Origin of the sequence: Agrobacterium sp. AGB01 (genome assembly GCF_014851585.1) — a bacterium.
Taxonomy (GTDB): Bacteria; Pseudomonadota; Alphaproteobacteria; order Rhizobiales; family Rhizobiaceae; genus Agrobacterium.
This window is the reverse complement of sequence record NZ_JACVAB010000004.1, coordinates 132,750-158,075: the sequence shown is the minus strand read 5'-3', so window position 1 is coordinate 158,075 and position 25,326 is coordinate 132,750. Positions and strand designations below refer to the sequence as shown.

23 protein-coding genes and 1 pseudogene are annotated in these 25,326 nt (G+C 55.8%); 15 read left to right on the top strand and 9 right to left on the bottom strand.

What is annotated here, in order from left to right:
- The first annotated feature begins 102 nt into the window (after positions 1-102).
- The 10 genes and pseudogenes from IB237_RS15565 to IB237_RS15520 form a co-directional block, all read left to right on the top strand.
- Positions 103-807: a pirin family protein gene (locus tag IB237_RS15565; RefSeq protein ID WP_192489600.1), complete on the top strand. Its 705-nt coding sequence runs from the start codon at positions 103-105 to the stop codon at positions 805-807.
- 154 nt (positions 808-961) lie between these two features.
- Positions 962-1,387 carry a DoxX family protein gene (locus IB237_RS15560; RefSeq protein ID WP_192489599.1) on the top strand — a complete coding sequence of 142 codons (426 nt, stop codon included), beginning with the start codon at positions 962-964 and terminating at the stop codon, positions 1,385-1,387.
- 215 nt (positions 1,388-1,602) lie between these two features.
- Positions 1,603-2,562, top strand: coding sequence for an MBL fold metallo-hydrolase (locus IB237_RS15555; RefSeq protein WP_192489598.1), 960 nt, complete (start codon positions 1,603-1,605; stop codon positions 2,560-2,562).
- 161 nt (positions 2,563-2,723) lie between these two features.
- Positions 2,724-3,566, top strand: coding sequence for an alpha/beta fold hydrolase (locus IB237_RS15550; protein WP_371815335.1), 843 nt, complete (start codon positions 2,724-2,726; stop codon positions 3,564-3,566).
- A gap of 51 nt (positions 3,567-3,617) precedes the next feature.
- On the top strand, positions 3,618-4,166 hold the full coding sequence (locus IB237_RS15545) for a carboxymuconolactone decarboxylase family protein (protein WP_192489596.1): 549 nt from the start codon (positions 3,618-3,620) through the stop codon (positions 4,164-4,166).
- A 64-nt stretch (positions 4,167-4,230) separates the two neighbouring features.
- Positions 4,231-4,392, top strand: coding sequence for a DUF1348 family protein (locus IB237_RS26445; RefSeq protein WP_371815334.1), 162 nt, complete (start codon positions 4,231-4,233; stop codon positions 4,390-4,392).
- A 328-nt stretch (positions 4,393-4,720) separates the two neighbouring features.
- On the top strand, positions 4,721-5,326 hold the full coding sequence (locus tag IB237_RS15535; protein ID WP_192489595.1) for an NADPH-dependent FMN reductase: 606 nt from the start codon (positions 4,721-4,723) through the stop codon (positions 5,324-5,326).
- Between the two features lie 75 nt (positions 5,327-5,401).
- Positions 5,402-6,397: a pirin family protein gene (locus IB237_RS15530; protein ID WP_210323977.1), complete on the top strand. Its 996-nt coding sequence runs from the start codon at positions 5,402-5,404 to the stop codon at positions 6,395-6,397.
- 10 nt (positions 6,398-6,407) lie between these two features.
- The gene (locus tag IB237_RS15525) at positions 6,408-7,022 is read left to right on the top strand and encodes an NADPH-dependent F420 reductase (protein ID WP_192489594.1); all 615 of its coding nucleotides are present in this window, start codon (positions 6,408-6,410) and stop codon (positions 7,020-7,022) included.
- A gap of 92 nt (positions 7,023-7,114) precedes the next feature.
- Positions 7,115-8,176: pseudogene (locus tag IB237_RS15520) on the top strand (alkene reductase); the annotation flags it as partial.
- Positions 8,177-8,770: 594 nt separating this feature from the next.
- On the opposite strand, the gene IB237_RS15515 reads toward IB237_RS15520, so the two are convergent.
- The 9 genes from IB237_RS15515 to IB237_RS15475 all read right to left on the bottom strand — a co-directional run bounded on the left by IB237_RS15515 (position 8,771) and on the right by IB237_RS15475 (position 18,026).
- The gene (locus IB237_RS15515; RefSeq protein ID WP_192489592.1) at positions 8,771-9,079 is read right to left on the bottom strand and encodes an AraC family transcriptional regulator; all 309 of its coding nucleotides are present in this window, start codon (positions 9,077-9,079) and stop codon (positions 8,771-8,773) included.
- A gap of 250 nt (positions 9,080-9,329) precedes the next feature.
- On the bottom strand, positions 9,330-10,994 hold the full coding sequence (locus IB237_RS15510; protein WP_192489591.1) for an electron transfer flavoprotein-ubiquinone oxidoreductase: 1,665 nt from the start codon (positions 10,992-10,994) through the stop codon (positions 9,330-9,332).
- 234 nt (positions 10,995-11,228) lie between these two features.
- A complete protein-coding gene (locus tag IB237_RS15505) occupies positions 11,229-12,158 on the bottom strand; it encodes an electron transfer flavoprotein subunit alpha/FixB family protein (RefSeq protein WP_192489590.1) in 930 nt (309 codons plus the stop codon).
- 24 nt (positions 12,159-12,182) lie between these two features.
- Positions 12,183-12,929 (bottom strand): electron transfer flavoprotein subunit beta/FixA family protein, encoded by a 747-nt coding sequence (locus IB237_RS15500; RefSeq protein WP_192489589.1) that lies wholly within the window; start codon positions 12,927-12,929, stop codon positions 12,183-12,185.
- Positions 12,930-13,040: 111 nt separating this feature from the next.
- Positions 13,041-13,775, bottom strand: a complete 735-nt coding sequence (locus tag IB237_RS15495; protein WP_192489588.1) for an ABC transporter ATP-binding protein — start codon at positions 13,773-13,775, stop codon at positions 13,041-13,043.
- Positions 13,772-14,590: an ABC transporter ATP-binding protein gene (locus IB237_RS15490; protein ID WP_192489587.1), complete on the bottom strand. Its 819-nt coding sequence runs from the start codon at positions 14,588-14,590 to the stop codon at positions 13,772-13,774. Before IB237_RS15490 ends, IB237_RS15495 begins: the two co-directional genes overlap by 4 nt.
- Entirely contained in the window at positions 14,587-15,903 is a 1,317-nt protein-coding gene (livM, locus tag IB237_RS15485) for a high-affinity branched-chain amino acid ABC transporter permease LivM (RefSeq protein WP_192489586.1), read from the bottom strand. The genes IB237_RS15490 and livM overlap by 4 nt, the downstream gene beginning before the upstream one ends.
- Positions 15,904-15,916: 13 nt before the next feature.
- On the bottom strand, positions 15,917-16,834 hold the full coding sequence (locus IB237_RS15480) for a branched-chain amino acid ABC transporter permease LivH (RefSeq protein ID WP_192489585.1): 918 nt from the start codon (positions 16,832-16,834) through the stop codon (positions 15,917-15,919).
- Positions 16,835-16,910: 76 nt separating this feature from the next.
- Complete coding sequence (locus IB237_RS15475; RefSeq protein ID WP_192489584.1) at positions 16,911-18,026, bottom strand: ABC transporter substrate-binding protein; 1,116 nt, start codon at positions 18,024-18,026, stop codon at positions 16,911-16,913.
- Between the two features lie 306 nt (positions 18,027-18,332).
- On the opposite strand from IB237_RS15475, the gene IB237_RS15470 reads away from it, so the two are divergent.
- The 5 genes from IB237_RS15470 to IB237_RS15450 are packed head-to-tail and all read left to right on the top strand — an operon-like array spanning position 18,333 to position 25,313.
- Positions 18,333-20,414 carry a hydantoinase/oxoprolinase family protein gene (locus tag IB237_RS15470; RefSeq protein ID WP_192489583.1) on the top strand — a complete coding sequence of 694 codons (2,082 nt, stop codon included), beginning with the start codon at positions 18,333-18,335 and terminating at the stop codon, positions 20,412-20,414.
- A gap of 11 nt (positions 20,415-20,425) precedes the next feature.
- Entirely contained in the window at positions 20,426-22,081 is a 1,656-nt protein-coding gene (locus IB237_RS15465; protein ID WP_192489582.1) for a hydantoinase B/oxoprolinase family protein, read from the top strand.
- Positions 22,078-23,286, top strand: coding sequence for a pyridoxal phosphate-dependent aminotransferase (locus IB237_RS15460; RefSeq protein ID WP_192489581.1), 1,209 nt, complete (start codon positions 22,078-22,080; stop codon positions 23,284-23,286). Before IB237_RS15465 ends, IB237_RS15460 begins: the two co-directional genes overlap by 4 nt.
- A gap of 11 nt (positions 23,287-23,297) precedes the next feature.
- A complete protein-coding gene (locus IB237_RS15455) occupies positions 23,298-24,110 on the top strand; it encodes an NAD(P)-dependent oxidoreductase (protein WP_192489580.1) in 813 nt (270 codons plus the stop codon).
- A gap of 9 nt (positions 24,111-24,119) precedes the next feature.
- Positions 24,120-25,313 carry an FAD-binding oxidoreductase gene (locus IB237_RS15450; protein WP_192489579.1) on the top strand — a complete coding sequence of 398 codons (1,194 nt, stop codon included), beginning with the start codon at positions 24,120-24,122 and terminating at the stop codon, positions 25,311-25,313.
- Positions 25,314-25,326: the final 13 nt, after the last annotated feature.

Below are 25,326 nucleotides of genomic sequence, written 5' to 3'. Positions count from 1 at the left end.
GCATAATTGCCGTCTACTGTGCCAGCAAGAGGTACAATAATTTGTGAGCGGTGCGCGTCATTCAGTGACCGCGATGGATTTTTCCCTTGAGGAGCCGAGCACATGGATACGACGAAGATAAAACCCGAGCAGCGCAATGGCAGCTGGAAGCAAGGTTGTACCATTGAGGTCGTCTATCCCGGTTCGGGCATGGGGGAAGCGAAGCGGAAGATTTTAGGGATTACGAAAATCGAGCGATCCTATTCGCTGCCAGGTTTCGTCGCCCACATGCATCAACATCAGGACGATGAAATCCTGACCTGTGTTCGATCGGGTGTCGTACTTCACATAGATAGTCTGGGGCACGAGCAAAAACTTACGCCCTCGTTGACGACCGTCGTGAGTGCCGGACACACATTCCATCATGAGGAGCGAACGCTTGGCCGGGATCCGGCAGAGGCTTACTCCATCCACTTTCGTCCGGAACCCTACGCTCAGCATGCAACGGTTCAATTCGTTGAAACGAGTAAATCTCATTTGGATCAGTGGCGGTTACTCGCATCTTGTTCGAACGCACCCCTGATCCTTCGTAGCCGGGCCAGGGTACATGATGCCCGTCTCAGCATCGGTCGACATCTGTTGCCACTGAGTGATGGTGAAGACATCATACGCGTTCTGATTGTCCTCGACGGGCATGTGACGTTTGGTGACAAACATTTCAAAAAGGGCGACATCGTCTCCCTCGCTGATACCGAGGACACATTCCATGTCGTCAAACCAGCGGACCTCTTGCTGATCGCCTCCGGAACGTTCCTGCCTGCCATTTGAGAAGAGGTAATAATCGGAATCTCTTTCTTCTCTGAAATTGTCCCTCATTCCGGGACATCGCGTAGCAGGTTCGGCGGCTAGTTGAGCTGGATCGATTTTGACATCCTCATTTCACGGATGACGAACACATCCTGTCTCAACAAGGAGTTTGAACATGACAACTGAACGCTATCTTCCCCTCGCTGGCCGCTTGCTGATCGGCCTTCCTTTTGTTTTTTTCGGCCTCGCCAAAGCTGCGACTTTTGAAAAAACCGTCGCTCTCGTCGAGCTGGTCGGTATCCCACTTCCGGTAATTGGTGCAGTCGGTGCGATTACGCTAGAGGTCGGAGGCGGCCTGCTGGTCGCGCTAGGCTACAAGGTTCGCCCGGTCGCCGTCCTGCTTGCCATATTCACAATGGTGACGGCCTACTACTTCCACAGCAATCTGGCGGACGAGAACACACTCGTTAATTTCTTCAAAAACGTCATGTTGACAGGTGGCTTGCTGCAGGTCGTTGCATTCGGCGCTGGCGCTTTCAGTCTTGATGCCTTTCTCGCAAAGCGTAGCGACACCGATGTTCCCGTAGCATTTGCCAACTGATTATTTCCATTTGCCGTTAGCCCTTCCAAGAGCCGGACACGCGCAAGCGTTGTCCGGCTCTTGGCATTTTTACCAACGTTTATCTGTCCCAGATTTAGCGACAGCAAGTGCCGATTTTGCCGGCTAGTGCCCCACGTCCAGCTACGTCATTCTTTGTTTATCGAACGCATGAGCGCCGCTCTTGCACCTCAACGAAGAAATCGAAGGACGTAGAAATGAATAGCCTCTTGACCACGCAACTTAGTCGCCGCTCTTTCGTTATTGGCGGCGTTTCAGCACTCTCTTTGTCTCAAGTCGCGTTGTGGCCCAAACCTGCTCACGCAGCAAATATTGTCGATAGTCTTCGCGCCGCCGCTGCAGGATCGGACATCGTGATTCACAAAATCCGAGGCAGCATCTCGGTGCTTGAAGGTTCCGGCGGCAACATCGGCGTCCTACTCGGCAAGGATGAAAAAGTTCTCGTCGATGCAGGGATCACTGCTTCCCGCCCGCGGATCAAGGCATCCCTGGCGGCCCTTGGCGCCCAGCCAGTCAAGCATCTTATCAACACGCACTGGCATTTCGACCACACAGATGGGAACGAATGGCTCCATTCCGAAGGTGCCGCGATCACCGCCCATGAAAACACCCGCCGGCATCTCATGGAGGCACAACGGGTGGAAGACTGGAACTTCATCTTTCCACAGTCGCCGCCCAGTGCCGTGCCGGGTACGACCATTGATCGGGACACGGTCCTCGAACTCGCCGGTTCGAAGCTGGCAATAACCGTCTACGAGCCAGCCCATACCGATAGCGACCTCTCTGTCCATTTCATCGAAGAGAACGTCGTTCACGTCGGCGACCTGTTTTGGAACGGTTTTTATCCCTTCATCGACTACTCCACTGGTGGCAGCATCGACGGAACGATTGCGGCAGCTGGCAGGGTGATTGAGATGGCCGACTCTGACACCGTCATCATTTCAGGACATGGCAAGCCGCAGGGCACATTGGACGAACTCAAGCACTACCATGAGATGCTGGCGACGATCCGAGATGACGTCGCGCGGTCGAAGTCCGCTGGCCGGTCGGTCGAGGAGACCATCGCCTTGAAGCCGACCGAGGCTTTCGACGACCAGTGGGGTAAGGCGATCATCAGTCCCGCCTTCTTCACGCGGCTTGTCTACAAAGGCGTCTAAGCCACATCCACGAAGCGAGGACGAGCACCATGCATTCCCCGTCATACATTGTCTCACGTCGAGACGTTCTGCTTGGAGCCTCAGCACTGGCGCTGGCCTCCGCGACCCCGATCCTTGCCGCCCAGGGCGCATCGATCCAAACCACAGAAGGAGATACAAGAATGACCGAAACGTTCATCACCACGCAAGACGGCGTCAGCCTGTTTTATAAAGACTGGGGTCCGAAGGACGCGCAGCCGATCGTCTTTCACCACGGCTGGCCCCTGTCATCTGATGACTGGGACAATCAGATGCTGTTCTTCCTCTCGAAGGGCTATCGCGTCGTCGCGCACGACCGCCGTGGCCATGGCAGGTCCCAGCAGGTTAGCGACGGCCACGACATGGATCACTACGCGGCCGACGCGTCGGCTGTCTATGAGCACCTCGATCTCAGGAACGCAGTTCATATCGGTCACTCCACCGGCGGTGGTCAGGTCGCCCGTTACGTCGCGAACTTCGGTGAGCCGCAGAACCGCGTCGCCAAGGCGATCCTTGTCAGTGCGATCCCGCCGCTGATGCTGAAGACGCCGAACAATCCGGACGGTACGCCGCTCGAGGTATTCGACGGACTGCGCGCCGCACTCGCCGCGAACCGGGCGCAATTCTACCTCGACCTGCCGAGCGGCCCCTTCTTCGGGTTCAACCGGGACGGCGCGGTGGTCTCACAGGGCCTGATACAGAACTGGTGGAGGCAGGGCATGATCGGCAGTGCCAAGGCCCATTACGATGGCATCAAGGTGTTTTCTGAAACGGACCAAACCGAAGATCTGAAGAAGATTTCCGTGCCGACGCTCGTCCTGCACGGCGACGACGACCAGATCGTTCCCGTGAACGCCTCTGCCAAGCTAGCCGTCAAGCTGCTGAAGAACGGCACGCTGAAGATCTATCCAGGCTATCCCCACGGAATGCTTGCCACCCATCCCGACGTCCTGAACGCCGATATGCTGGCATTTATCAAGTCCTGATCCCGAAACGAAGCCGAAAGGCTAAATCCACAACCCACATAGGAGAATAGCATGTCACGCATTCCTACCCCGGCAACCATTGAAGCTGCCCCCGAAGCATCGCAGCCCATCCTGGAGGCGATCAAGAAGCAGATCGGTTCAGTGCCGAATATCTTCCGCCTCATCTCCAACAGTCCGGCGGCTCTTACCGGCCTGACTTCGCTGCAGGGCGCACTCGGAAAAGGCACGCTTACGGCGGCGACCCGCGAGCGGATCGCGTTAGCGATGGCGCAAGCCAACGGCTGCGATTACTGCCTTTCGGCTCATACTTTCACGGGCGCGAAATTCGCCAAGCTCGATGAAGCCGAGATCGCGGCCAATCGCAATGGAACCTCGAACGATCCGAAGGCCGCGGCAGCCGTCGAATTTGCCCGAGCGCTAACGACGGTGCGTGGTTCGGTTGGAGCTGATGAGATCGGTAAAGTCCGTGCCGCCGGCTATAGCGATGCCGAGATCGTCGAAATCATCGCCCATGTCGCTTTGAACACGTTCACCAATTACGTGAACGAAGCCCTCGACACCGAGATCGATTTTCCTCGTATCGATCAAAAGGCAGCATGAGATTGAAAGGGGTGATGGAAAGACCATCACCTCTCTCATCACAAGCGTATCCATCACCTATCTGGTGAGATTGACATGGCTTGCCCACCGCTGCCCGCTCTTCACCGAAGAGAGCAGTATCTACAAGGTCCGACTGACCGAAGATGTCTGGAAAAGCCGAGATCCTGCCAAGGTCGCTATCGCATGCAATCTGGACACCAGAAGGCGCTATCGGCATAGTTTGTAACCAGCCGTGCAGGCCTCTTCAACTTCGGTTTCTGAGGCAGATGGGCAGAATGAAGCTTGGCATTGATCGGCTCTGTTCGATTCCGACCGGACCTTCAAGCTCAGTAACGATGCTGTTCGATACTATCGTACGGCCAGTTAAAGTCGGGCAACGCGTGAGCGGAGCCCGGCTTTCGGCATGTTATATGTCACACTGTGCTTGTCCCTGTTTGAGCGACACCGAGTGACGGTTTTGCTGGCTAGTGCCCCGCGACTAGATACGGCATTTTTCCCTTATCGAACGCATCCGATGCCACTCCGGCTCTGACCACAACATAAGGAACAAAATCATGTCAGTCTATTCCAGCACCAAGCCCAAAATTGCCCTGATCATTGGCTCAACCCGTGCCGCCCGGTTTGCGGACGTACCGGCGCAGTGGATGCTGAAGCGGGCACAGGCACGCACCGATCTCGATGTCGAACTTGTAGATCTGCGCGACTTCAATCTGCCGTTCTTCGATGAGGTGGCCTCTAGCGCATGGGTACCCAGCCAGAGCCCTGAGGCCGTTCGCTGGCAGCAGACACTTGCGCGCTTCGACGGTTTTATATTCGTGGTCGCCGAGTACAACCATTCACTGACCGGCGCGCTCAAGAACGCCCTCGACCATGCCTACAAGGAATGGAACCACAAGCCCTTTACCGCGATTGGCTACGGCGGTGTCGGTGCTGCACGCGCCATCGAGCACCTGCGCCTGATCGGCATCGAGATGCACATGGTCTCCACACATGCGGCCGTCCATATCGGTGGCAGTGACTTCTTCACTGTCTTCCCGGCCGTCGGTAACCAACCGATCGAAACGATCGAGAAGAACATTATTCCTTCGGCAACCGCAGCACTCGACGAACTAGTGTGGTGGGCAAAGGCGACGTTGGCAGCACGCGCCGTCGCTGCGTAAAGCTCCATAGAACACCATCCTGAACGCAATACCATTACGGGACGGCCCACGACGGCCTCCCCGAGGAGAAGACTCATGTCCATCATCAACACCGTACGGCCCGATCAAAAGATCGCTCGAGCAGCGAATGCTCTGGCAAGCCGCCCCGTGATCCACCGTACGAACGGACGAGGCCACGGCGAAGTGTTCCGCCTCATCAGCCCGAGCGACCTCGGCCAACAACTCAAGCCATTCGTGTTTCTCGACAGCTTCGGCGGAGTGATGGACGAGTTCGCAGCCGGCGACAAAATGCATCCTCATTCCGGTATCGGTACCGTTACCGTCTTTACCCGTGGCGACGTCCAGTTTGACGATCCAGAAGCGGGCAAGGGCTCTATCGGATATGGCGGGGTTGAGTGGATGCGCGCTGGCGGCGGCGTATGGCACGGCAAGGAACTCTCTTCGGGTAAATCTGAGCGCATTCACGGCTACCAACTCTGGCTGGCATTGCCTGCTGAACTGGAATTGGCGGAAGTGGAAAGCCAGTATTTCGAGGCAACTGCGATGCCGCAGGTCGGCCCGGCCTATGTGATCGTCGGAAGCTATTGTGGTGTCACAAGCCCGGTAAATGCGCCGGATGGCGTGAACTACCTGCTTGTGACGCTCGCAGCGGATGAGCGTTGGGACTATGTGCCGCCTGCAGGTCACGCAATTGGATGGCTCGCCATCTCGAAGGGAAGCCTTTCTGGTGCCACGCCGGCGTCCAATGGCGAGCTTCTCATTTTTTCGAAAGATGACGGCGTCATCGCCCTTCAGGGCGGGACAAGCGGCGCGACTTTCGTCCTCGGATCCGCAATCCCCCATCCGCACGACCTGCACCTTGGCTACTACTCGGTTCACGCGACTGCAAAAGGGCTGGAATCCGGCGAGCGCAACATCCAGACGCTCAGGAGAAGCTACACGCACTTGGCGACAGACAGCGCCCCTCTGGATCAACGCCGGTCTATCGCGGCTGATCTCCACGTATCCGGCAAGCCACGACCTTCAGAAAATAGACTAGGCGCGCCGGCCTCAACCTATCTAGACCATTAGGAGACTTGATATGCCTACCATCGGAATCCTCGGTACCGGTATGATTGGCGGTGCAATCGCAATTAGGCTTGGTGCAAAAGGAATCGAAGCAACGGTCGCCAACAGCCGCGGACCAGAGACGCTCGCCGATCTTGTTGCCAAAGCCGGACCATCTATCACCGCCGGTACCCGCGAGGAGGCGGCGTCCAAGGACATCGTGTTCCTGTCGGTCAACTGGCCGAAGCTGCAGGACGCTCTTGCTGGACTGCCCGATTGGAACGGACGGATTCTGATAGATACAAACAATCCAATGCAACGCCCGCCGCTGCCTGCGATCGACGTTGCAGGCCGTGCATCGACGTCGATCCTTGAAGAATGGGCGCCCGGCGCCCGTGTCGTGAAGGCCTTCAATCATCACTACTTCATGAACCTGGAAAAGGCACCTGATGCGGAAGGCGGCAGACGCGTGCTTTTCTTTGCCGGCGATGACGCGGCGGCAAAGGCAGAAGTTGCCGAGTTGATCGATCAACTCGGCTTTTTCGGGCTCGACTTGGGTGACGTTGAACATGGCAGCCGCCTGTTCCAGTCGCCGGGAGGTCCGCTAATTGCCCACGACTTCGTCAAGATCGACAGCCCTCTTCCTTGAAGGAAGGAGCCATTGGCGAGCGTTCGTCCCCCAATTCGAGCAGTCGCACCGTTTCGTGTGGGTCTGATCTCATCATAAGCCAAGGAAGAACAATGACCGACATCTATTCCCCCTTCACGCTAGGCCGCGTCGAGCTCAAGAACCGCTTTGTGATGGCGCCGATGACACGTGCGCGCGCAAATCCCGATGGCACACCCGGAGCACTTGCCGCTGAATACTACGGACAGCGTGCTGGCGTCGGCCTGACGATTACCGAGGGCACGCAGCCATCCGAAGATGGCCAGGGTTATCCTATGACGCCAGGGATATACACCGAGGCTCATGTCGAAGTCTGGCGTGGCGTGAATGATGCCATCCACTCGCATGGCGGCTATGTTTTTTATCAACTTATGCATGCCGGCCGGATGTCCCATCCCGATAACACACCGCACCACCGACAGGGGGTCGCGCCATCCGCCATTGCACCCGGCGAACAGATTTACACCCTTGATGGTATGAAGGATATTCCGGTTCCCCGCGCTCTTACGACTGAAGAGGTTCAGGCAACCGTGAGGGACTATGCGTTTGCAGCGAAACAGGCCATTGCATCTGGGGCCGACGGCGTCGAAATCCATGGGATTGCCTATCTGATCCACCAATTCTTGGCTATTAGCGCTAATCAGCGCACAGACCAGTATGGCGGGTCGCTGGAGAACCGCGCTCGGTTCGCGGTCGAAGTCGCTCAGGCTGTCGTCGAGTCAATCGGGTCGGACCGAACGGGTATCAGACTGTCGCCCGGGTTCGGCGGCTTTGGCCTCAATCACGGTGACGAAGGACCGGACCTCTTCCGATACTTGATCCGTGAACTAAACAAGCTTGGACTTGCCTATCTCCACATCGTTCACTACGGCGACGACGATATCCTGCATGATTTTCGAGGAATCTGGAAACAGGCGTTCATCCTCAACCGACCGGACCGTCCACGCGAAGACATCGGGAAAGACATCGCTTCGGGGCTTGCCGATCTGGAATCCTATGGGGCAATGGTGCTGGCCAACCCCGACTTCGTAGAACGTATCGCGTCGCAGGCTCCGCTTAATACGGCTGATCACAGCGTGTATTTCGGGGTGGGGGCGAACGGTCTAGCCTCAGGATACACAGACTTTCCGGCTCTTGTGGACAACTCAGAACAAACTGTAGCAGACAGGTTCCAGGCTATGGTGCGGTTGAAGATCCATCCGGGAAAGACGCCTGAATTCAAAATGATTGCAGAAGAAACCATCAGACTTGCGCGCGAGAAGGACATCGGCACAATCCGTTACGACATATTCTTCAATGACGACGAGACTGAAGCTGTCGTCTACGAAGAGTTCATAAATCCTGCCGCTCGCATCAAGCACCTTGAGAATCTAGGAGAAAATGTTGCTGACATGCTGGCGATTGTGGATATGCAAGCTGAGGTCTGGTCGCATTCCGACCTAGGCTTGCGTGCTTCCGTCGAAGGGTATGACGTCAGCTTCTTTAAGCCCTACATACGCATGAAGAATTAGGTGTCGATGCCAGATGGTGGTTTCCCCCACATTGATGGGAACCACCATCTGGCGCCGGCGCCGAAGTTTGGTGTCACTGGAAGTAGATCAACGGCGCGAAATTATATGGTGAGTAACACATCATTCGATAAGTCATCCTCGTTATTGACTACAACTCTATTCATTCCTGTTCGCGATGATTGCTGGTTTTCTCTATGTCGCAGCGGTGAAAAGTGAACACTACTGCCTGCCACGCACAGCGGTCGGGACCTCACCGAATTGGCGGCGAAATGCCGTTGCGAAGTTCGCGGCACTTGTGTAGCCAGCGATTGCGCTGGCTTCCTGTACAGTAGCATCTCCACGCCTCAGCGCCTCGTAGGCGCGTTCCAGACGGACGATACGGACGAAATCAAATACGCTCTTTCCCTCTCCCTTTCGAAACAGGCGCTGAAGTCCCGTTGCGCTGACACCTGTCTGCATCGCAATCAACTCAACACTCAGTGCATCAGAGGCATGCGCGTCCGCGACTTCATCGGCAAGATCAACCATGCGTGATTGATCTGTGTCTGTCGGGATTGCTACTGCTCTTTAAACCGTGGCATCAATTGAAATTCTGAATTCGATCTGGCACGGACTTAAAAGCCGACTTCAGCTCTATGGGCGATGATTTCGAGACTCTTCAGTTCGAAGTCCGTGATGACATGGAATACGGCATTACCGGTATGGAAAAAACATTCAATCCTTGAAGGAATAAGCTGAGGTCCACACGAAGGCGGCGGTCCGTGCGGGCCGGGCCATCTTACATATTGGCGTAGACCGGCCCTTCGCCGCCTTGTGGCGGAACCCAGTTGATATTCTGGTTGGGGTCCTTGATGTCACAGGTCTTGCAGTGCACGCAGTTCTGCGCGTTGATGACGTAGACTTCTTCGCCATCCTTCTCGACCCATTCATAGACGCCTGCCGGACAGTAACGTGTCGAAGGCCCTGCATAGACATCATGCTCGGAGCGCTTCTGCAAATCCATGTCCTTGACATGCAGATGCACAGGCTGGTCTTCCTCATGATTGGTGGAAGACAGGAACACCGATGACAGGCGATCGAAGGTCAACACGCCATCCGGTCGCGGATAGGCAATCGGCTTGTGTTTCGCAGCAGGCTCAAGGCTTTCCGCATCGGTCTTGCCGTGCTTCAGGGTGCCGAAGATTGACAAGCCGAAAATCTGGTTGATCCACATGTCGAGACCACCCAGGCCAATGCCCAGCAACGTGCCGAACCTGGACCACAGTGGTTTGACGTTGCGAACCCGCTTCAGGTCCTTGCCGATGTCTCCCTTGCGCCATTCAGTTTCGATCTCGACCACTTCATCATTGGCGCGGCCGGCAGCAATCGCATCGGCGATCTTTTCTGCCGCCAGCATGCCAGACAGCACGGCATTATGGCTGCCCTTGATACGCGGAAGATTGACGAAACCGGCAGAACAGCCGATCAGCGCGCCGCCAGGGAAGGACAGTTTTGGCACCGACTGGTAGCCACCTTCCGTAATCGCGCGGGCGCCATAGGACAGCCGCTTGGCCCCTTCGAAGGTTTCGCTGATCGCCGGATGGGTCTTGAAGCGCTGAAACTCTTCAAACGGGTAGAGATACGGGTTCTTGTAATTCAGGTGCACCACAAAACCGACGGCCACCAGATTGTCCTCCAGATGATACAGGAACGATCCGCCACCGGTTTTAAAGCCCAGCGGCCAGCCGAACGAGTGCTGCACCAGACCCTGTTTGTGCTTCTCTGGCTTTACCTGCCACAGTTCCTTGATGCCGATGCCGAACTTCTGGACATCACGGTCCTTCTGCAGGTCGAACTTCGCAATAAGCTGCTTGGCGAGCGAACCACGCACACCTTCACCAATCAGCACATATTTGCCCATCAGGGCCATGCCGCGCGTGAAGTTGGGGCCAGGCTCACCGTTTCGTTCCACGCCCATGTCACCGGTTGCGACGCCAATGACCGCGCCGTCGTCACCATAGAGAACCTCGCTGGCAGCAAAACCGGGATAGATCTCGACGCCGAGAGCTTCCGCCTTTTCCGCCAGCCAACGACAGACCAGACCAAGCGACACGATGTAATTGCCGTGGTTGTTCATCAAAGGCGGCATCATAAAGTTTGGCAGACGGATGGAACCGGCAGGCCCCAAAAACAGGAACTGGTCGTCCTTGACCTCGGTCCTGAAGGGGTGGCCTTCTTCTTCACGCCAGCCGGGAAGCAACCGGTCAATACCGATCGGGTCAACCACGGCACCTGACACGATATGTGCGCCAACCTCAGCGCCCTTTTCCAGAACAACAACAGACAGGTCCGGGTTGACCTGTTTCAAACGAATGGCGGCCGACAGACCCGCAGGGCCTGCACCCACAATCACAACGTCGAATTCCATCGACTCGCGTTCAGGTGCTGAATATTGAGTGTTCATTGAGTTGTTACTTCGAAAAGATGAGGCGGATCACTCGGAAAAAACTGGCCAGTGCGCCATATTGCCCTTCACCAGTGGAAACCTGTGATGCCTCACCGTCTAACGGCGGCACGTGAGTGTCAGGGCGTTGCTTCGATCTCGACAATTCACTTCTCCGGATTTGCTCAGCGTGATCGATGCTGATTTGATAAGGCATCTTCATTCCTCAATCCCTCCGGATGCTTTCAGGCTCAATCAAACTGCTTTTTCAAGCTCAGGCAGAGCGTCGAACAGGTCTGCGACGAGGCCGTAGTCAGCAACCTGGAAGATTGGTGCTTCTTCGTCCTTGTTGATGGCCACGATGACCTTACTGTCCTTCATGCCGGCCAGGTGCTGGATGGCACCGGAAATACCAGCGGCAATGTAAAGCTGCGGCGCAACCACCTTGCCGGTCTGGCCAACCTGCCAGTCGTTTGGTGCATAACCGGCGTCAACAGCCGCACGCGATGCGCCAACGGCCGCCCCCAGCTTGTCGGCAACCGGCAGAATGACTTCCTTGAACTTTTCCGACGAGCCGAGTGCACGGCCACCGGAGATGATGATCTTGGCAGATGTCAGTTCAGGACGATCAGACGATGCCAGTGCGTCCGACACGAAGGACGAAATGCCTGGGTTGGTCGCAGCAGCGATCGCTTCAACAGCAGCGGAACCACCGGCTGGAGCCGCAGCGAAAGATGCCGTGCGAACGGTGATGACCTTTTTGGCGTCAGTTGCCTGTACGGTCTGGATGGCGTTACCGGCATAGATTGGGCGCTTGAAGGTGTCAGCGGAAACCACTTCGGTGATTTCGGATACCTGTGCGACGTCGAGCAGAGCTGCAACGCGTGGCGTAACGTTCTTGGCCGATGCGGTCGCAGGTGCGATGATGACGTCGTAGGAACCGCTCAACGAAACGATCAGTGCAGCAAGCGGTTCTGCCAACTGGTTTGCGTAGGACGCGTCGTCAGCAAGAAGCACCTTGGCAACGCCGGACAGCTTTGCTGCTTCATCGGCTGCAGCCTTGGCAGCGGAACCAGCCACCAGCACATGCACGTCGCCGCCGATTTTAGCGGCTGCGGTCAGCGTCTTGGCTGTCTGGTCGGAAAGGGTTGCGTTGTCGTGTTCTGCCAGAAGTAGAATGGCCATAATAAAATCTCCCTTATCCGTCTCTTACAATACGCCGTCGGCCTTGAGTTTCGATACCAGCTCTGCGACCGAGCCAACCTTGACGCCAGCCTTGCGGCCAGCCGGTTCTTCGGTCTTCAAAACCTTGAGGCGCGGTGCAATATCAACACCGAGATCAGCCGGGGTCTTCTTGTCCAGCGGCTTCTTCTTGGCCTTCATGATGTTTGGCAGCGACGCGTAACGTGGCTCGTTCAGACGAAGATCGGTGGTGACGATGGCAGGCAGTTTCAACGAAACGGTCTGCAGGCCGCCGTCGACTTCGCGGGTGACGGCAACAGAACCGTCAGCAATCTCGACCTTCGAGGCAAAGGTGCCCTGACCCCAGCCGAGCAATGCTGCCAGCATCTGGCCGGTCTGGTTGCTGTCGTCATCGATTGCCTGCTTGCCGAGGATAACCAAATCCGGCGTTTCAGCGTCGACCACGCCCTTCAGCAGCTTGGCAACGGCCAGCGGCTCAACCGTTTCATCGGTTTCAATCAGGATGGCGCGGTCAGCACCCATGGCCAGCGCCGTACGCAGGGTTTCCTCGGCCTTTGCCGGACCGATCGACACAACGACCACTTCTTCGGCCTTGCCAACTTCCTTCAGGCGAAGAGCCTCTTCGACGGAGATTTCGTCAAACGGGTTCATCGACATTTTGACGTTGGCAAGTTCAACGCCCGTGCCATCTGCTTTCACGCGAATTTTCACGTTGTAGTCGACAACTCGTTTAACGGGGACCACGATTTTCATGGGCGGTTATCCTTATGCAAAGGGTATGGTTTGGGCGTGTTGACGTCGCATACGTCGTTGCCATCGACCCATTCCCGGCAACAACATGTCCATGAAACGTCAACACGTGCCTCAGTGAAGTCCGAGATAGGCTTTGCGAACTTCTTCATTATCGAGAAGATCGGCACTGTTGCCCGACAGGTGAATACGTCCATTGACCATGACGTAGGCGCGCTGTGATAACTTCAACGCGTGGTTGGCGTTCTGCTCAACGAGGAAGATGGTTTTACCCATGCTGGCAATTTCCCGCAGCACCTCGAACACTCTTTTGACGACAAGAGGCGCCAGTCCCAACGAAGGTTCATCGAACAGGATTAGCTCTGGACGCGCCATCATGGCGCGAGCGATGGCGAGCATTTGCTGCTCGCCGCCAGACATAGTCCCGGCCACCTGGTTTCGACGCTCCAGCAACCGTGGAAAGAGGTCGAACATTTGCGTCCTGTCGACTTCGAAATGGTTCATGCCGATAGGCGTCGTGCCCATCATCATGTTTTCCTCAACCGTCATGTCCTGGTAGATCTGACGACCTTCCGGCACAAGCGAGATGCTGCGGCGAGAAATCTGGTTGGTCGGCGTCTTCGAGATATCCTCACCACGATGTAAAATCTGCCCTGACGACGCTCTCGGTGCGCCAAAGATCGATGATAGCAGTGTGGTTTTGCCTGCGCCGTTTGCGCCGATCAGGCTGACAATCTCACCCTTATAGACCGTCACATTGACGGCCTTCAAAGCTTCCACGGCACCGTAATGGGCGTGAACGCCGGAAAATTCTAAAAGAGGTTCAGCATTCATTGTTGTCTGGCTCATGCCTGCACCTCTTCTTCGCTAACGCCGAGATAAGCCGCAACCACGGCTGGATCATTTGCCACGTGGTCCGGCGTTCCGTCTGAAATAACCTCGCCATGATCGAGGACGACAATGTGATTGGATATTTCCATGACCAGGCCCATGTCATGCTCAATAACCAGCACGGTCTGGTCGTGCTCGTTACAAAGCTTTTTGATCATCGCTGACAGTTCGCGGGTCTCGGAAGGGTTGAGGCCCGCAGCGGGTTCATCAAGGCAGATGAGCTTCGGCGCCGTGCACATGGCACGCGCGATTTCGAGGCGACGCTGACGACCATAGGGAAGCTCGCCCGCAAGACGATTTGCGTCTTCGACCAGGTTCATTTCACCCAGCCAGTAGTAGGCAAGATCGACCGCCTCCTGTTCCGCCTTTCGGAAGGTTGGAGTTTTCAACACACCGCCCAATATCCCGTTGCGGGTTGATCGATGCTGAGCAATCAACAGGTTTTCAATGACAGACATTTCTTTGAACAGACGGATGTTTTGAAACGTCCGGGCAATACCTGCGCGCGTCACAAGATGGGAGCCACCGGTCATCGGTCTGGTGACCAGCTCACCTATGTCCTGGGAACTGTCGCCGTCATTCAGAATGATCCGTCCTTCGGTTGCCCGGTAAAACCCGGTGATGCAGTTGAACATCGTGGTTTTCCCGGCGCCGTTTGGACCGATCAGGGCTGTAATCGAACCTTTTTCTACGGAAAAGCTGACCTTCCGGTTGGCGACAATGCCACCAAAGCGCATGGTCACGTCCTGAACCTCAAGGATAGACGTTGTCATCGGTTTGCCTCCACCTCGGCTTGGGGAACGAATGCAGGCACGTTGCCAATGGTTTTTGCTGACGAACTTGGGAAGAAAGCCGGACGTTTGACCCGAACAAGCCCACGCGGCTTCCAGATCATCATCACAACCATCAGCACGCCGAAGATAAACACGCGGTATTCGGCGAACTCTCGCAACATTTCGGGAAGGATTGTCAGAACAAGTGCTGCGGCAATGACGCCTACGGTCGATCCCAAACCGCCTAGGACCACGATCGCCAGGATGAGAGCGGATTCAAAAAAGGTGAAGGATGTCGGGTTCACGAAACCCTGATGCACTGCAAAGAACACGCCTGCAATGCCGCCGGTCGATGCACCGAGCATGAAGGCTGTCAGCTTGGTGAAGACGTGGTTCACACCCAGTGAGCGACAGGCGATCTCATCTTCACGCAGCGCCTCCCACATTCTGCCAAGCGGAATGACGCGCAGCCGCTGCACCACGTAGATTGCCAGGCACACGACAAGGAAGAGTACGAAGTAGATGAACCAGAATTTGTAATCGGCACTATAGGGTATGCCGAAATATTCATGAAACGGCGTGCCGCCCTGTTTGGCTGTACGGCCGAATTCAAGTCCAAGAAAAGTCGGCGGTGGCACTGGCGAACCATTCGGACCGCCGGTGAATTCCAGCCAGTTGTTGAGAATGAGGCGAATGATCTCGCCGAATCCCAGAGTGACGATCGCAAGATAATCGCCATGCATTTTCAAGACCGGGAAGGCAAGGACCATGCCGAACAAGGCAGCAAGGAAGGGAGCAATAATCAGTGCGCCCCAGAAGCCAAGGCCCAGATATTGCGAACCAAGCGCCAAGAGATAGGCACCAACCGCATAAAAGGCCACGAAACCAAGGTCGAGAAGGCCGGCAAGACCCACAACGATGTTGAGACCGAGGCCCAAAAGGCAATAAATCAACGCAAGTATGGCAATGCCAAGCAGATATTTGTCGGTAAAAAACGGCAGGCAGAGACCGGATGCAAACAGCGCAATAAGAATGAGTGCAGGAGATTTTTCCTTGCCGGTCATAACGGTGACGCCGGTTCCGTTATTTGCCACCATCTTTGCCAAATGCGCGCCAAGCGCCGACATCCGGATAAGGGAAATCAAAACCCGGCCTACGGTGACAATCGCCGCCAACATGACGGCGCGGCCAAGCTGGTTGGTGAACGAAAAGCCATCCAGAACCAGACCGGAAATAGGTCCAAACAATATGATCGAAACGACGAAGGTAAGAAGCGCCTCTCGCAGGAGCGATAGAGTAGTAGAAGATTTCATGGTGTCGCTCCTCTCAGACTTTCTGGATTTCCGGCTTGCCGAGAAGACCCGACGGACGGAAGAACAAGAGAATGATCAGCAGGGCGAAAGCGAAAACATCCTTGTAATCTGTGCTGACATATCCGGCGAAGAGAGCTTCCGTCAGACCAAGCAGGATACCGCCCAACACCGCACCTGGGAGTGAGCCGATGCCACCGAGTACCGCTGCGGTGAAGGCCTTGATCCCCATCACGAAGCCGATGAAGAAGTTGAACGAGCCGTAATTGAAGGTGACCAGCGTACCGCCGACGGCCGCGGTCGTCGCGCCGATGACGAAGACTGTCGAGATTATTCTATCGGTGTTCACACCAAGCACTGCGGAGATGCGAAGGTTCTGCTGCGTGGCGCGGCACTCGCGACCGATGCGGGTGTAATTGATAACGTAGGTGAGAATTCCCATGGCGACGAGGGAAGCAACCAGGATTACCGTTTGCATATAGGTAATCTGTGCGAAATGGACGCCGTCACCGAAACGGAAGGCACCCTGGATCAACGTCGGAACGCCTTGATCGCGCGCGCCCTGCGCAATCTGAACATAGCTCTGCAACATCAGCGAAATGCCAATGGCAGAAATCAGCGGTGCGAGTTTGGTCGATCCGCGAAGCGGACGATAGGCAACACGTTCGATTGTCCAGCCATAGGCCGCGGTAATCGCGCAGGTCAGAATGAGGACAGAGATCAGAGCGAACGGTACCGATTCGACGCCGAAAAACGTCAGAACCGAAAGAACGATCGCCGCGACATAGGCAGACACCATATAGACATCGCCATGGGCGAAATTGATCATTCTGATCACGCCATAGACCATCGTGTAGCCAACTGCGATCAGTCCATAAATCGCGCCGAGCGTAATTCCATTAAATAGTTGCTGGACCAGGATGTAGAAATCCACGGCAATTCCCCTTTTTGTTTTTTTAGGGCAGGAAAGGCCAGCCGGAACGTCGCCGGCTGGCGTGAATGCGGCTGCCTTACTTGACGAGGGTAGGGGTGCCCTTGTCGTCGAAGTTGTAGAAGACGAACTTGAAGTCCTTGATGTCGCCTTTCTCATCCCATGTCAGCTTGCCGATTGCAGTGTCAACGACATTGCTGCGCAGGTAAGCGGCCTGGGATGCGAGGTCTTCACCCGCCTTGAGTGCTGCAACAATCGCCTGAGCGTTGGCATAACCATACAGCGTATAGTTGGCAGGCGTGATGTTTGCCTTTTTCAGATTGTCCTGCACACCCTTGGTCGAAGGATCTTCAAGGGGATCCGGTGTTGCGGAATAATAGACGTTGGCCAAGTTGGCTGGACCACCAGCTGCCGCAATCAATTCCTTCTGCGCAAAGGAGTCACCGCTGACGAACACAACATCGACGCCCTGTTCTTTCAACTGACGGATCAATGGGCCACCTTCAGGAATTAGTCCGCCGAAATAAACTGCATTTGCACCGGTGCTCTTGATCTTTGTGACCAGCGCGTTGAAGTCGCGCTCGCCGCGTGTCAAACCTTCATACAGAACAGGTTTAATGCCACGGTCTTCGAGTGTTTTCTTCACGGCATCGACCAGACCCTGGCCATAAGTGTCCTTGTCATGGATCAGGGCGATTTTGTCGCGCTTCAGTGTGTCGACGATAAATGCTCCAGCAACCACGGCCTGCTGATCGTCGCGACCGCAGCCACGGAACAGATTGTCAAAACCACGATCGGTGACAACCGGATTTGTTGACGACGGCGTCATTTCGATAATGCCCGCGTCATTATAAATTTCAGATGCTGGTATGGTGCCCGATGAGCAGAAGTGACCAATTACTGCCTGGACTTTATCTTGGTCGACGAAACGATTGGCAACTGCAACCGCCTGCTTTGGCTCGCAGGCGTCGTCGCCCTTCACCAACTCGATCTTCTTGCCATTGATGCCGCCGGCCTCATTGACGTCATTTACATATGCGGACACACCGCTGAACACCTGCTCACCGAATGTTGCATTAGGACCAGTATAAGGTCCGGCAACACCGATTTTGATGCTTTCAGCAGCATTGACTGAAGCAACCGAAATGATTGCTGCGAAAGCCGTTGAAGCGAGTAGTTTTGAGATAGATTTCATCGCGTTTCCCTCTGGATTAATATTGCATCAGTCACAGTCTTCGGCACAGGTTGGCTCCTGCATCCACGCATTGGTATTCCAGTAACTATTTGGTTTAAAACGAATTTCTTGCAGAATTTTTTGAAAAAAACTCTCGGAAATTAGAAAATTGCGCTTCACCTCTAGTTGACACTTATATGATAAGTGACATATACAAAAAACGTCAAGCAAAATATTGAACCCTGCTGCAAAGACGCTCAAAAGTCGAAGCGCAGGCGCGACCAACAAGGTCACATCAATGCCAACACAAAAACGGGGAACAACACGGTGACCAGCACCAAAAAAACCTGCCGGGTCGGTGTCGATATCGGCGGAACATTTACGGACATCGCGCTGGATCTCGACGGCGCATTGCATTCAACAAAGGTTTTGACGGACTATACGGCGCCCGAAAGAGCCATATTAAAAGGTGTGCAGGCCGTTGCTGAAATGGCGGGGGTTTCGCTCTCGCAGATTGACATCCTGATCCACGGAACAACACTGGCGACGAATGCTCTTATCGAGCGCCGCGGCGCAAAAACTGCATTCGTCACGACGGAAGGTTTCCGTGACGTTCTGGAAATGCGCACCGAAAACCGCTTTGAACAGTACGACCTCAATATCTCTTTACCGCCAGCCCTGATTGCCCGCGCTGACCGCATGGTCGTCAGAGAGCGTATCGATGCGGCAGGCAAGGTCCTTCTCGAACTGGATCACAGCTCGGTCGATGCCGTTGTCGAACAGATTGCGGCCGGTGGTTATGAGAGTGTCGCGATCGGCTTTATCCATGCCTATGTAAACGGCGCCCACGAAGTCGCGGTGCGCGATGCGATCCTCAAGCGCCTGCCAGATGTTTCCGTGTCGATTTCCTCGGAAGTTTCACCGCAGATGCGTGAGTTCGAGCGTTTTAACACAGTCTGCGCGAACGCCTATGTAAAACCAGCGATCAAATCCTACCTTGATCGTCTTGTCGTCTCGCTCAAGGATATTGGTGTCGGCTGCCCGGTCTTCATGATCCATTCGGGCGGCGGTATTGTCTCCATTGAAAGCGCTTCGGAATTCCCGGTCCGTCTGGTTGAATCCGGCCCTGCTGGTGGCGCAATTTTTGCAGCCGACATCGCCCGACGTCATGGCCTGGACACCGTCCTTTCCTTCGACATGGGTGGCACCACCGCCAAGATCTGCCTGATCGAAAACCAGGTTCCCAAAACCGCAAAGACTTTCGAGGTCGCGCGCACCTACCGTTTCCGCAAGGGTTCAGGCATGCCGATCTCCATTCCCGTCGTCGAGATGGTGGAAATCGGCGCGGGTGGCGGTTCCATCGCTTCCGTCGATGGCATGCGCCAGATCCGCGTTGGACCTCATTCGGCCGCATCCGAACCAGGCCCGGCCTGCTATGGCCGCGGCGGCAAAAATCCGACGGTCACCGATGCAGACCTGATCCTTGGCAAGCTCGATCCGGACAATTTTGCAGGCGGCGCAATTCCGCTGTCCATTGACGCAAGCCGCACTGCGATGACCGATGATATCGGGTCGTTGATCGGTCTTGATCCGGAAGGCGCCGCATATGGCACCTGTGAAATGGTCGACGAGAACATGGCCAATGCCGGCCGCGTCCACACCGTCGAAAACGGCAAGAACATTTCCGACTTCACGATGATTACTTTTGGTGGAGCAGGTCCGTTGCATGCGGCCCGTCTCTGCGAAAAAATGGGCATCTCCACCTTCCTGGTGCCTCCGGGTGCCGGCGTCGGTTCTGCCATCGGCTTTCTGCGCGCACCTTTCGGTTACGAAGCCGTCCGCAGCTCCGTCTTCAACCTCTCGCATTTCGATTACGCAGAAGCGAACCGCCTTCTCAACTCTATGGGGAACGAAGCTGTTGGCTTCGTCGAAGGCGGCCTCGAAGCGGCTGCACCCATCATCGAGAGAACACTGTTCATGCGCTACGCAGGACAGGGGTGGGATATCCCGGTATCGCTGGCTAGCGAAAGGTTCGACGCGTCGAGTGCAGCAACAATATCGGCGATCTTCCAGACCGAGTATGAACGTTTCTTTGGCAGAGCCATCGAAGGCCTCGACATCGAGATCGTCAGCTGGTCGGTGAAAGCCTCTTCGCCACTTCCGCCTGTCGAACGTGTTGCGTCTGTTGCAGAAGGCAGCGTGGTTGAACCACACACACGGCGCCGCCTGTTTGAAGCCTCCCAAGGCGCATATCTTGATGCAGGTATTCACGATCGCGAAACCCTGAAACCAGGCGACGTCGTCTCTGGTCCAGCCGTCATCGTCGAGCGCGAGACCTCGTCAGTGCTGACCTCTTCGTTCAAGGCCATCGTCCAGAACGACGGCTGCCTCCTCATCACCCGGCAGTAAGGAACCTCCCGATGAACCAGTCCATGATCGATATCCACATGCAGGTCATGTGGAACCGCCTGATTTCGGTAGTCGAGGAACAGGCCCAGACACTGATCCGTACAGCATTCTCCACCTCTGTGCGCGAAGCGGGCGACCTGTCGGCAGGTGTATTCGACCTTGAAGGTCGCATGCTCGCGCAGGCCGTCACCGGAACACCCGGACATGTCAATGCGATGGCCGAATCTGTTGCGCATTTTATCCACGACATCGGACCTGAGAACATTTTTGAAGGCGATGTCTACATTACCAATGATCCGTGGAAGGGCACCGGCCACCTTCACGACATTACCGTCGTTACACCATCGTTCCACCATGGCAAACTGGTTGGTTACTTCGCCTCCACAGCCCATGTGGTCGATGTCGGTGGCCGCGGCTTTGGTCCCGACGCACGGGAAGTCTACGAAGAAGGTCTCTTCATTCCGATTATGAAGTTCTTTGATCGTGGCCAGTTGGACCGCACGCTGATCAATATCGTCAAGAACAACGTCCGCGAGAGCGACAAGGTTGTCGGTGACTTTCATGCGCTCGCCGCCTGCAATGAAACAGGCCATCGTCGCCTGATCGACATGTTGACGGAATTCAATCTCGATGACCTCTCGATGATTGGCGGTTTCATCCTCAAGCACAGCCGCGAGGCAACACTTGAGCGGTTGCGTAACCTGCCCCATGGCTCGTGGAGCTACAGCCTTGACCTCGACGGCTATGATGAGCCTGTGCATCTGGCAGCGAAACTCAGCATCGGCGCGGATGGCGTCATCGTAGATTTCGACGGTACGTCCGGCATGAGCAAATTCGGCATCAACGTGCCGCTCGTTTATGCCAAAGCCTATGCCTGTTACGGCATCAAATGTGTTGTCGCTCCTGACATTCCAAACAACGCAGCATCGCTTGCTCCCTTTGAGGTCACAGCGCCCGAGGGTTGCATCCTGAACGCCAAACGCCCGGCACCGGTCGCCGTTCGCCACGTTCTTGGCCACTTCGTGCCTGATCTCGTGCTCGGCGCACTCCACAAGGCACTTCCCGGTCAGGTACCTGCAGAAGGTGCCAGCGCGCTTTGGAACCTTCATATGAGCGTCCGCCCAGTTCCCGGCAATGACGCGAAGGGCGCCGAAATCCTGATGTTCAATTCCGGGGGCTCCGGTGCGCGCACTGCGCTCGACGGCCTCAACGCAACCGCTTTCCCCAGTGGCGTGCACACCATGCCGATCGAAGCGACTGAAAATGTCGGACCGGTCATCGTCTGGCGCAAGGAACTGCGTGAAGGATCCGGTGGCGCCGGTGCACAACGCGGTGGCCTGGGACAAATGATCGAAATCGAAGCGGCCGAAGGTTTCACCTTCCGTTTCTCCGCCATGTTCGACCGCATATCGCATCCGGCTCGCGGCCGCGACGGTGGTCTTGATGGCGCGGCTGGCGGAGTGGGGCTGGATGACGGCACGACCCTCAAGGGCAAGGGGCTTCAATTCGTTCCGGAAGGTCGTCGTCTCGTTCTGTCACTGCCAGGTGGCGGCGGCTACGGCGATCCGGCCAATCGCCCAACCGAGGCGGTCTCCCATGACCTCCAGCACGGCTACATCACAAAAGAACAGGCAGCATTGTACGGCAAGCCGGGAGGAAAGGCATGACGATCCACTTTGAAAGCAACCGTGTGGCGGGCATCAAGTCGTCACCATCTATGGCCGTTGCCACTGCGGCGAAGGCGCTGAAAGCCAAAGGCGTACCGGTCGTCGACCTCTCTCTCGGCGAGCCGGACTTCAATACGCCGGCTCATATAGTTGCTGCTGCCGATGAGGCCATGCGTCAGGGCATCACCCGCTACACACAGCCGGACGGTCTGCTTGAACTGCGCGAAGCAATCGTTGCCAAATACAAGCGTGAGAATGGCCTCGACTACGCTCTTGATGAAGTCTCGATTGGTAACGGTGCCAAACAGATTTTGTTCAACGCGTTTCTCGGTACGTTGGAACCGGGCGACGAAGTGATTGTGCCTGCGCCTTACTGGGTGTCTTACACGGATATCGTCATTTTGCATGGTGGACTTCCGCGCATCGTATCCTGTGGGGTGGAACAGGATTTCAAGATCACACCTGAGCAGTTGGAGGCAGCGATCACCCCCAAAAGCCGCTGGTTCCTGTTTAACTCCCCATCAAATCCGACAGGCGCGATCTATACGGCACAGGAACTGCGGGCGCTGGGCGATGTCCTTGCTCGCCATCCACAGGTCGCGATCATGTCTGACGAGATCTATGAACACATCATTTGTGGTGTCGTTCCGTTCACGTCATTTGCCGTGGCCTGCCCGGATTTGCGCGACCGCACTCTGCTGATCAATGGCGTGTCGAAAGCCTACGCGATGACGGGTTGGCGGCTTGGCTATGCAGTGGGTCCCAAAAACCTGACAAAGGTTTTGAACAAACTTCAATCGCAAAGCACGACATGCCCGTCCTCAATCACCCAATACGCGGCAGCGGCGGCACTCAATGGACCGCAGGAATTCGTGCACAAGGCCGTTGCTGAATTTAAGGCGCGTGGTGAGCTGGTGGCGAAGGGATTTGCAGCCATTCCGGGCCTTGAGGTGAGAGCCCCGGAGGGTGCCTTTTATCTCTTCCCGAAATGCGCGCCGTATATTGGGCGGACCGCCCCTGATGGCACGCGGATATCTAACGATACCGATCTGGCCGCCTATCTTCTCAGCGAAGGGAAAGTGGCTACGGTGCCAGGTGCTGCATTTGGTGTGGAACCTTACATTCGACTTTCTTTCGCCACGTCGCGCGAAAACCTTACCATAGCAATTGAGCGCGTTGCCGACGCGCTGGCCAAACTACGTTAAAGGGGAACATAATGTCAGACTATAACAGAGTTCTTTTGACAGGTGCCGCTGGCGCATTGGGAACACAGCTTCGTCAGTCGGGCCAGAAACTCGGCAAAATCGTGCGTCTTTCCGCCCGTAACGCTTGCAAAGATCTTGAAGCGCATGAAGAGGATTTTCCGGCAGATCTGTCGGACTTCGATGCCGTATCGAATGCCGTAAAGGGTTGTGATGCCATCATTCATATGGGTGGCCAGGGCGTGGAAGCTGCCTGGAACACTATTCTGAATGCCAATATTGTCGGCAGCTACAACATCTACGAAGCGGCCCGCCAGCACGGCGTCAAGCGCATCGTTTACGCAAGCTCTGTCCATGCCATCGGTTATTACGAACGCCACGAAACAATCGACGGCAATGTGCCGACACGTCCAGACAGTCTCTACGGCGTGTCCAAAACCTTCGTTGAAAATCTGGCCAGATATTATTTCGACAAGTTTGGCATTGAAACGGTAAGCCTTCGTATCGGTTCATCATTCCCTGAGCCAACCGATCGTCGCCACCTGATCACATGGCTCTCATATAACGACTGCCGACAACTGGTTGAAAAAAGCCTGTCTGCCGAACGTGTTGGCTTCATGGTTGCCTACGGCATGTCGGACAATAGCCGTGCATTCTGGGATAATCGCACCGCAGCATCCCTCGGTTACGCGCCACAAGACAGTGCCGACGATTATGCCGACAAAGTCTTCGCGGCGACCAAGCAGGGCGACCCTAACGACCCCGCCGTTCGTTATCAGGGTGGCAGCTTCGTGGCCGCCGGTCATTTCGAAGACAAGAAAAAGTGAGAGGGCACCGTGCACGCTTCAAAATCATCTTATGATGTCGTGATCGTGGGCGGCGCTGTCGTGGGCAGCGCAACGGCCTACTTCCTCGCCACCAATCCGGACTTCAAGGGATCAGTCCTCGTTATCGAGAAAGACTGGACCTATCAGCGCTCGGCAACAGCCCTGTCATCAAGTTCGATACGCCATCAGTTTTCGAATGCGATCAACGTCAAGGTTTCGCGGTTCGGCACCGAATTTATCCGGAACTTCAAAGAGAATGTCCGGGTCGATGACGATATCCCGGAAATCGGATTTCATGAGGCAGGATATCTGTTCCTTGCCGAAGATGACCGCGGAGAACAGGTTCTGCGCCGCAACCACGATACACAAGTTTCGTGTGGCGCGGAGGTTTCGCTTCTTGATCCTGAAGGGCTTGGCAAACGCTTTCCGTGGCTGAACCTCGACGGCCTTGTTCTTGGAAGCACCGGAGAGCGCGGTGAGGGCTGGTTTGACAGCGTCGGCCTGCTTCAGGGATTCCGTAAGAAAGCCCGTTCGCTGGGTGTCGAATATATCGAAGATGAAGTGGTCGAAATCAACCGCGAGGGTGACCGGATCATATCTGTTACCACCAAAGGCGGTCAGACGATTTCCTGCGGTACGCTCGTCAACACGTCGGGCACCAACGGCAAGAAAATGGCGAGAATGGCCGGGTTGGACGTGCCAGTCGAGCCACGTCGACGCTCACTGTTTGTTGTGGACTGCCGCACCCCTCTGGAAGGAAAGGTCGGTCTGACGATCGATCCAACCGGTGTATTTTTCCGTCCGGAAGGCAAGTTCTATCTGATGGGTACCTACCCGAAACATGACCCGGAAGTCGATCCGAATGACTTCGAAGTCATGCATGATGAATTCGATGAAGAGATATGGCCCATCCTTGCCAATCGCGTGCCAGCATTCGAGGCAATCAAGGTCGTCAACTCATGGGCAGGGCATTACGACTACTGCACGCTGGACCACAATGTCGTGCTTGGCCCGCATACCGAGGTGAAAAACTTCCTGTTCGCCAACGGTTTTTCGGGTCACGGGCTGCAGCAATCTCCTGCCATGGGACGCGGCCTGAGCGAACTCATCACTTACGGCGGCTTCAAGACACTGGACCTGTCACCGTTCGGTTATGAGCGTGTCGTCGCAAACGAACCTTTCCTCGAAGACGCCGTGATCTAAAGAACAAGGGAAC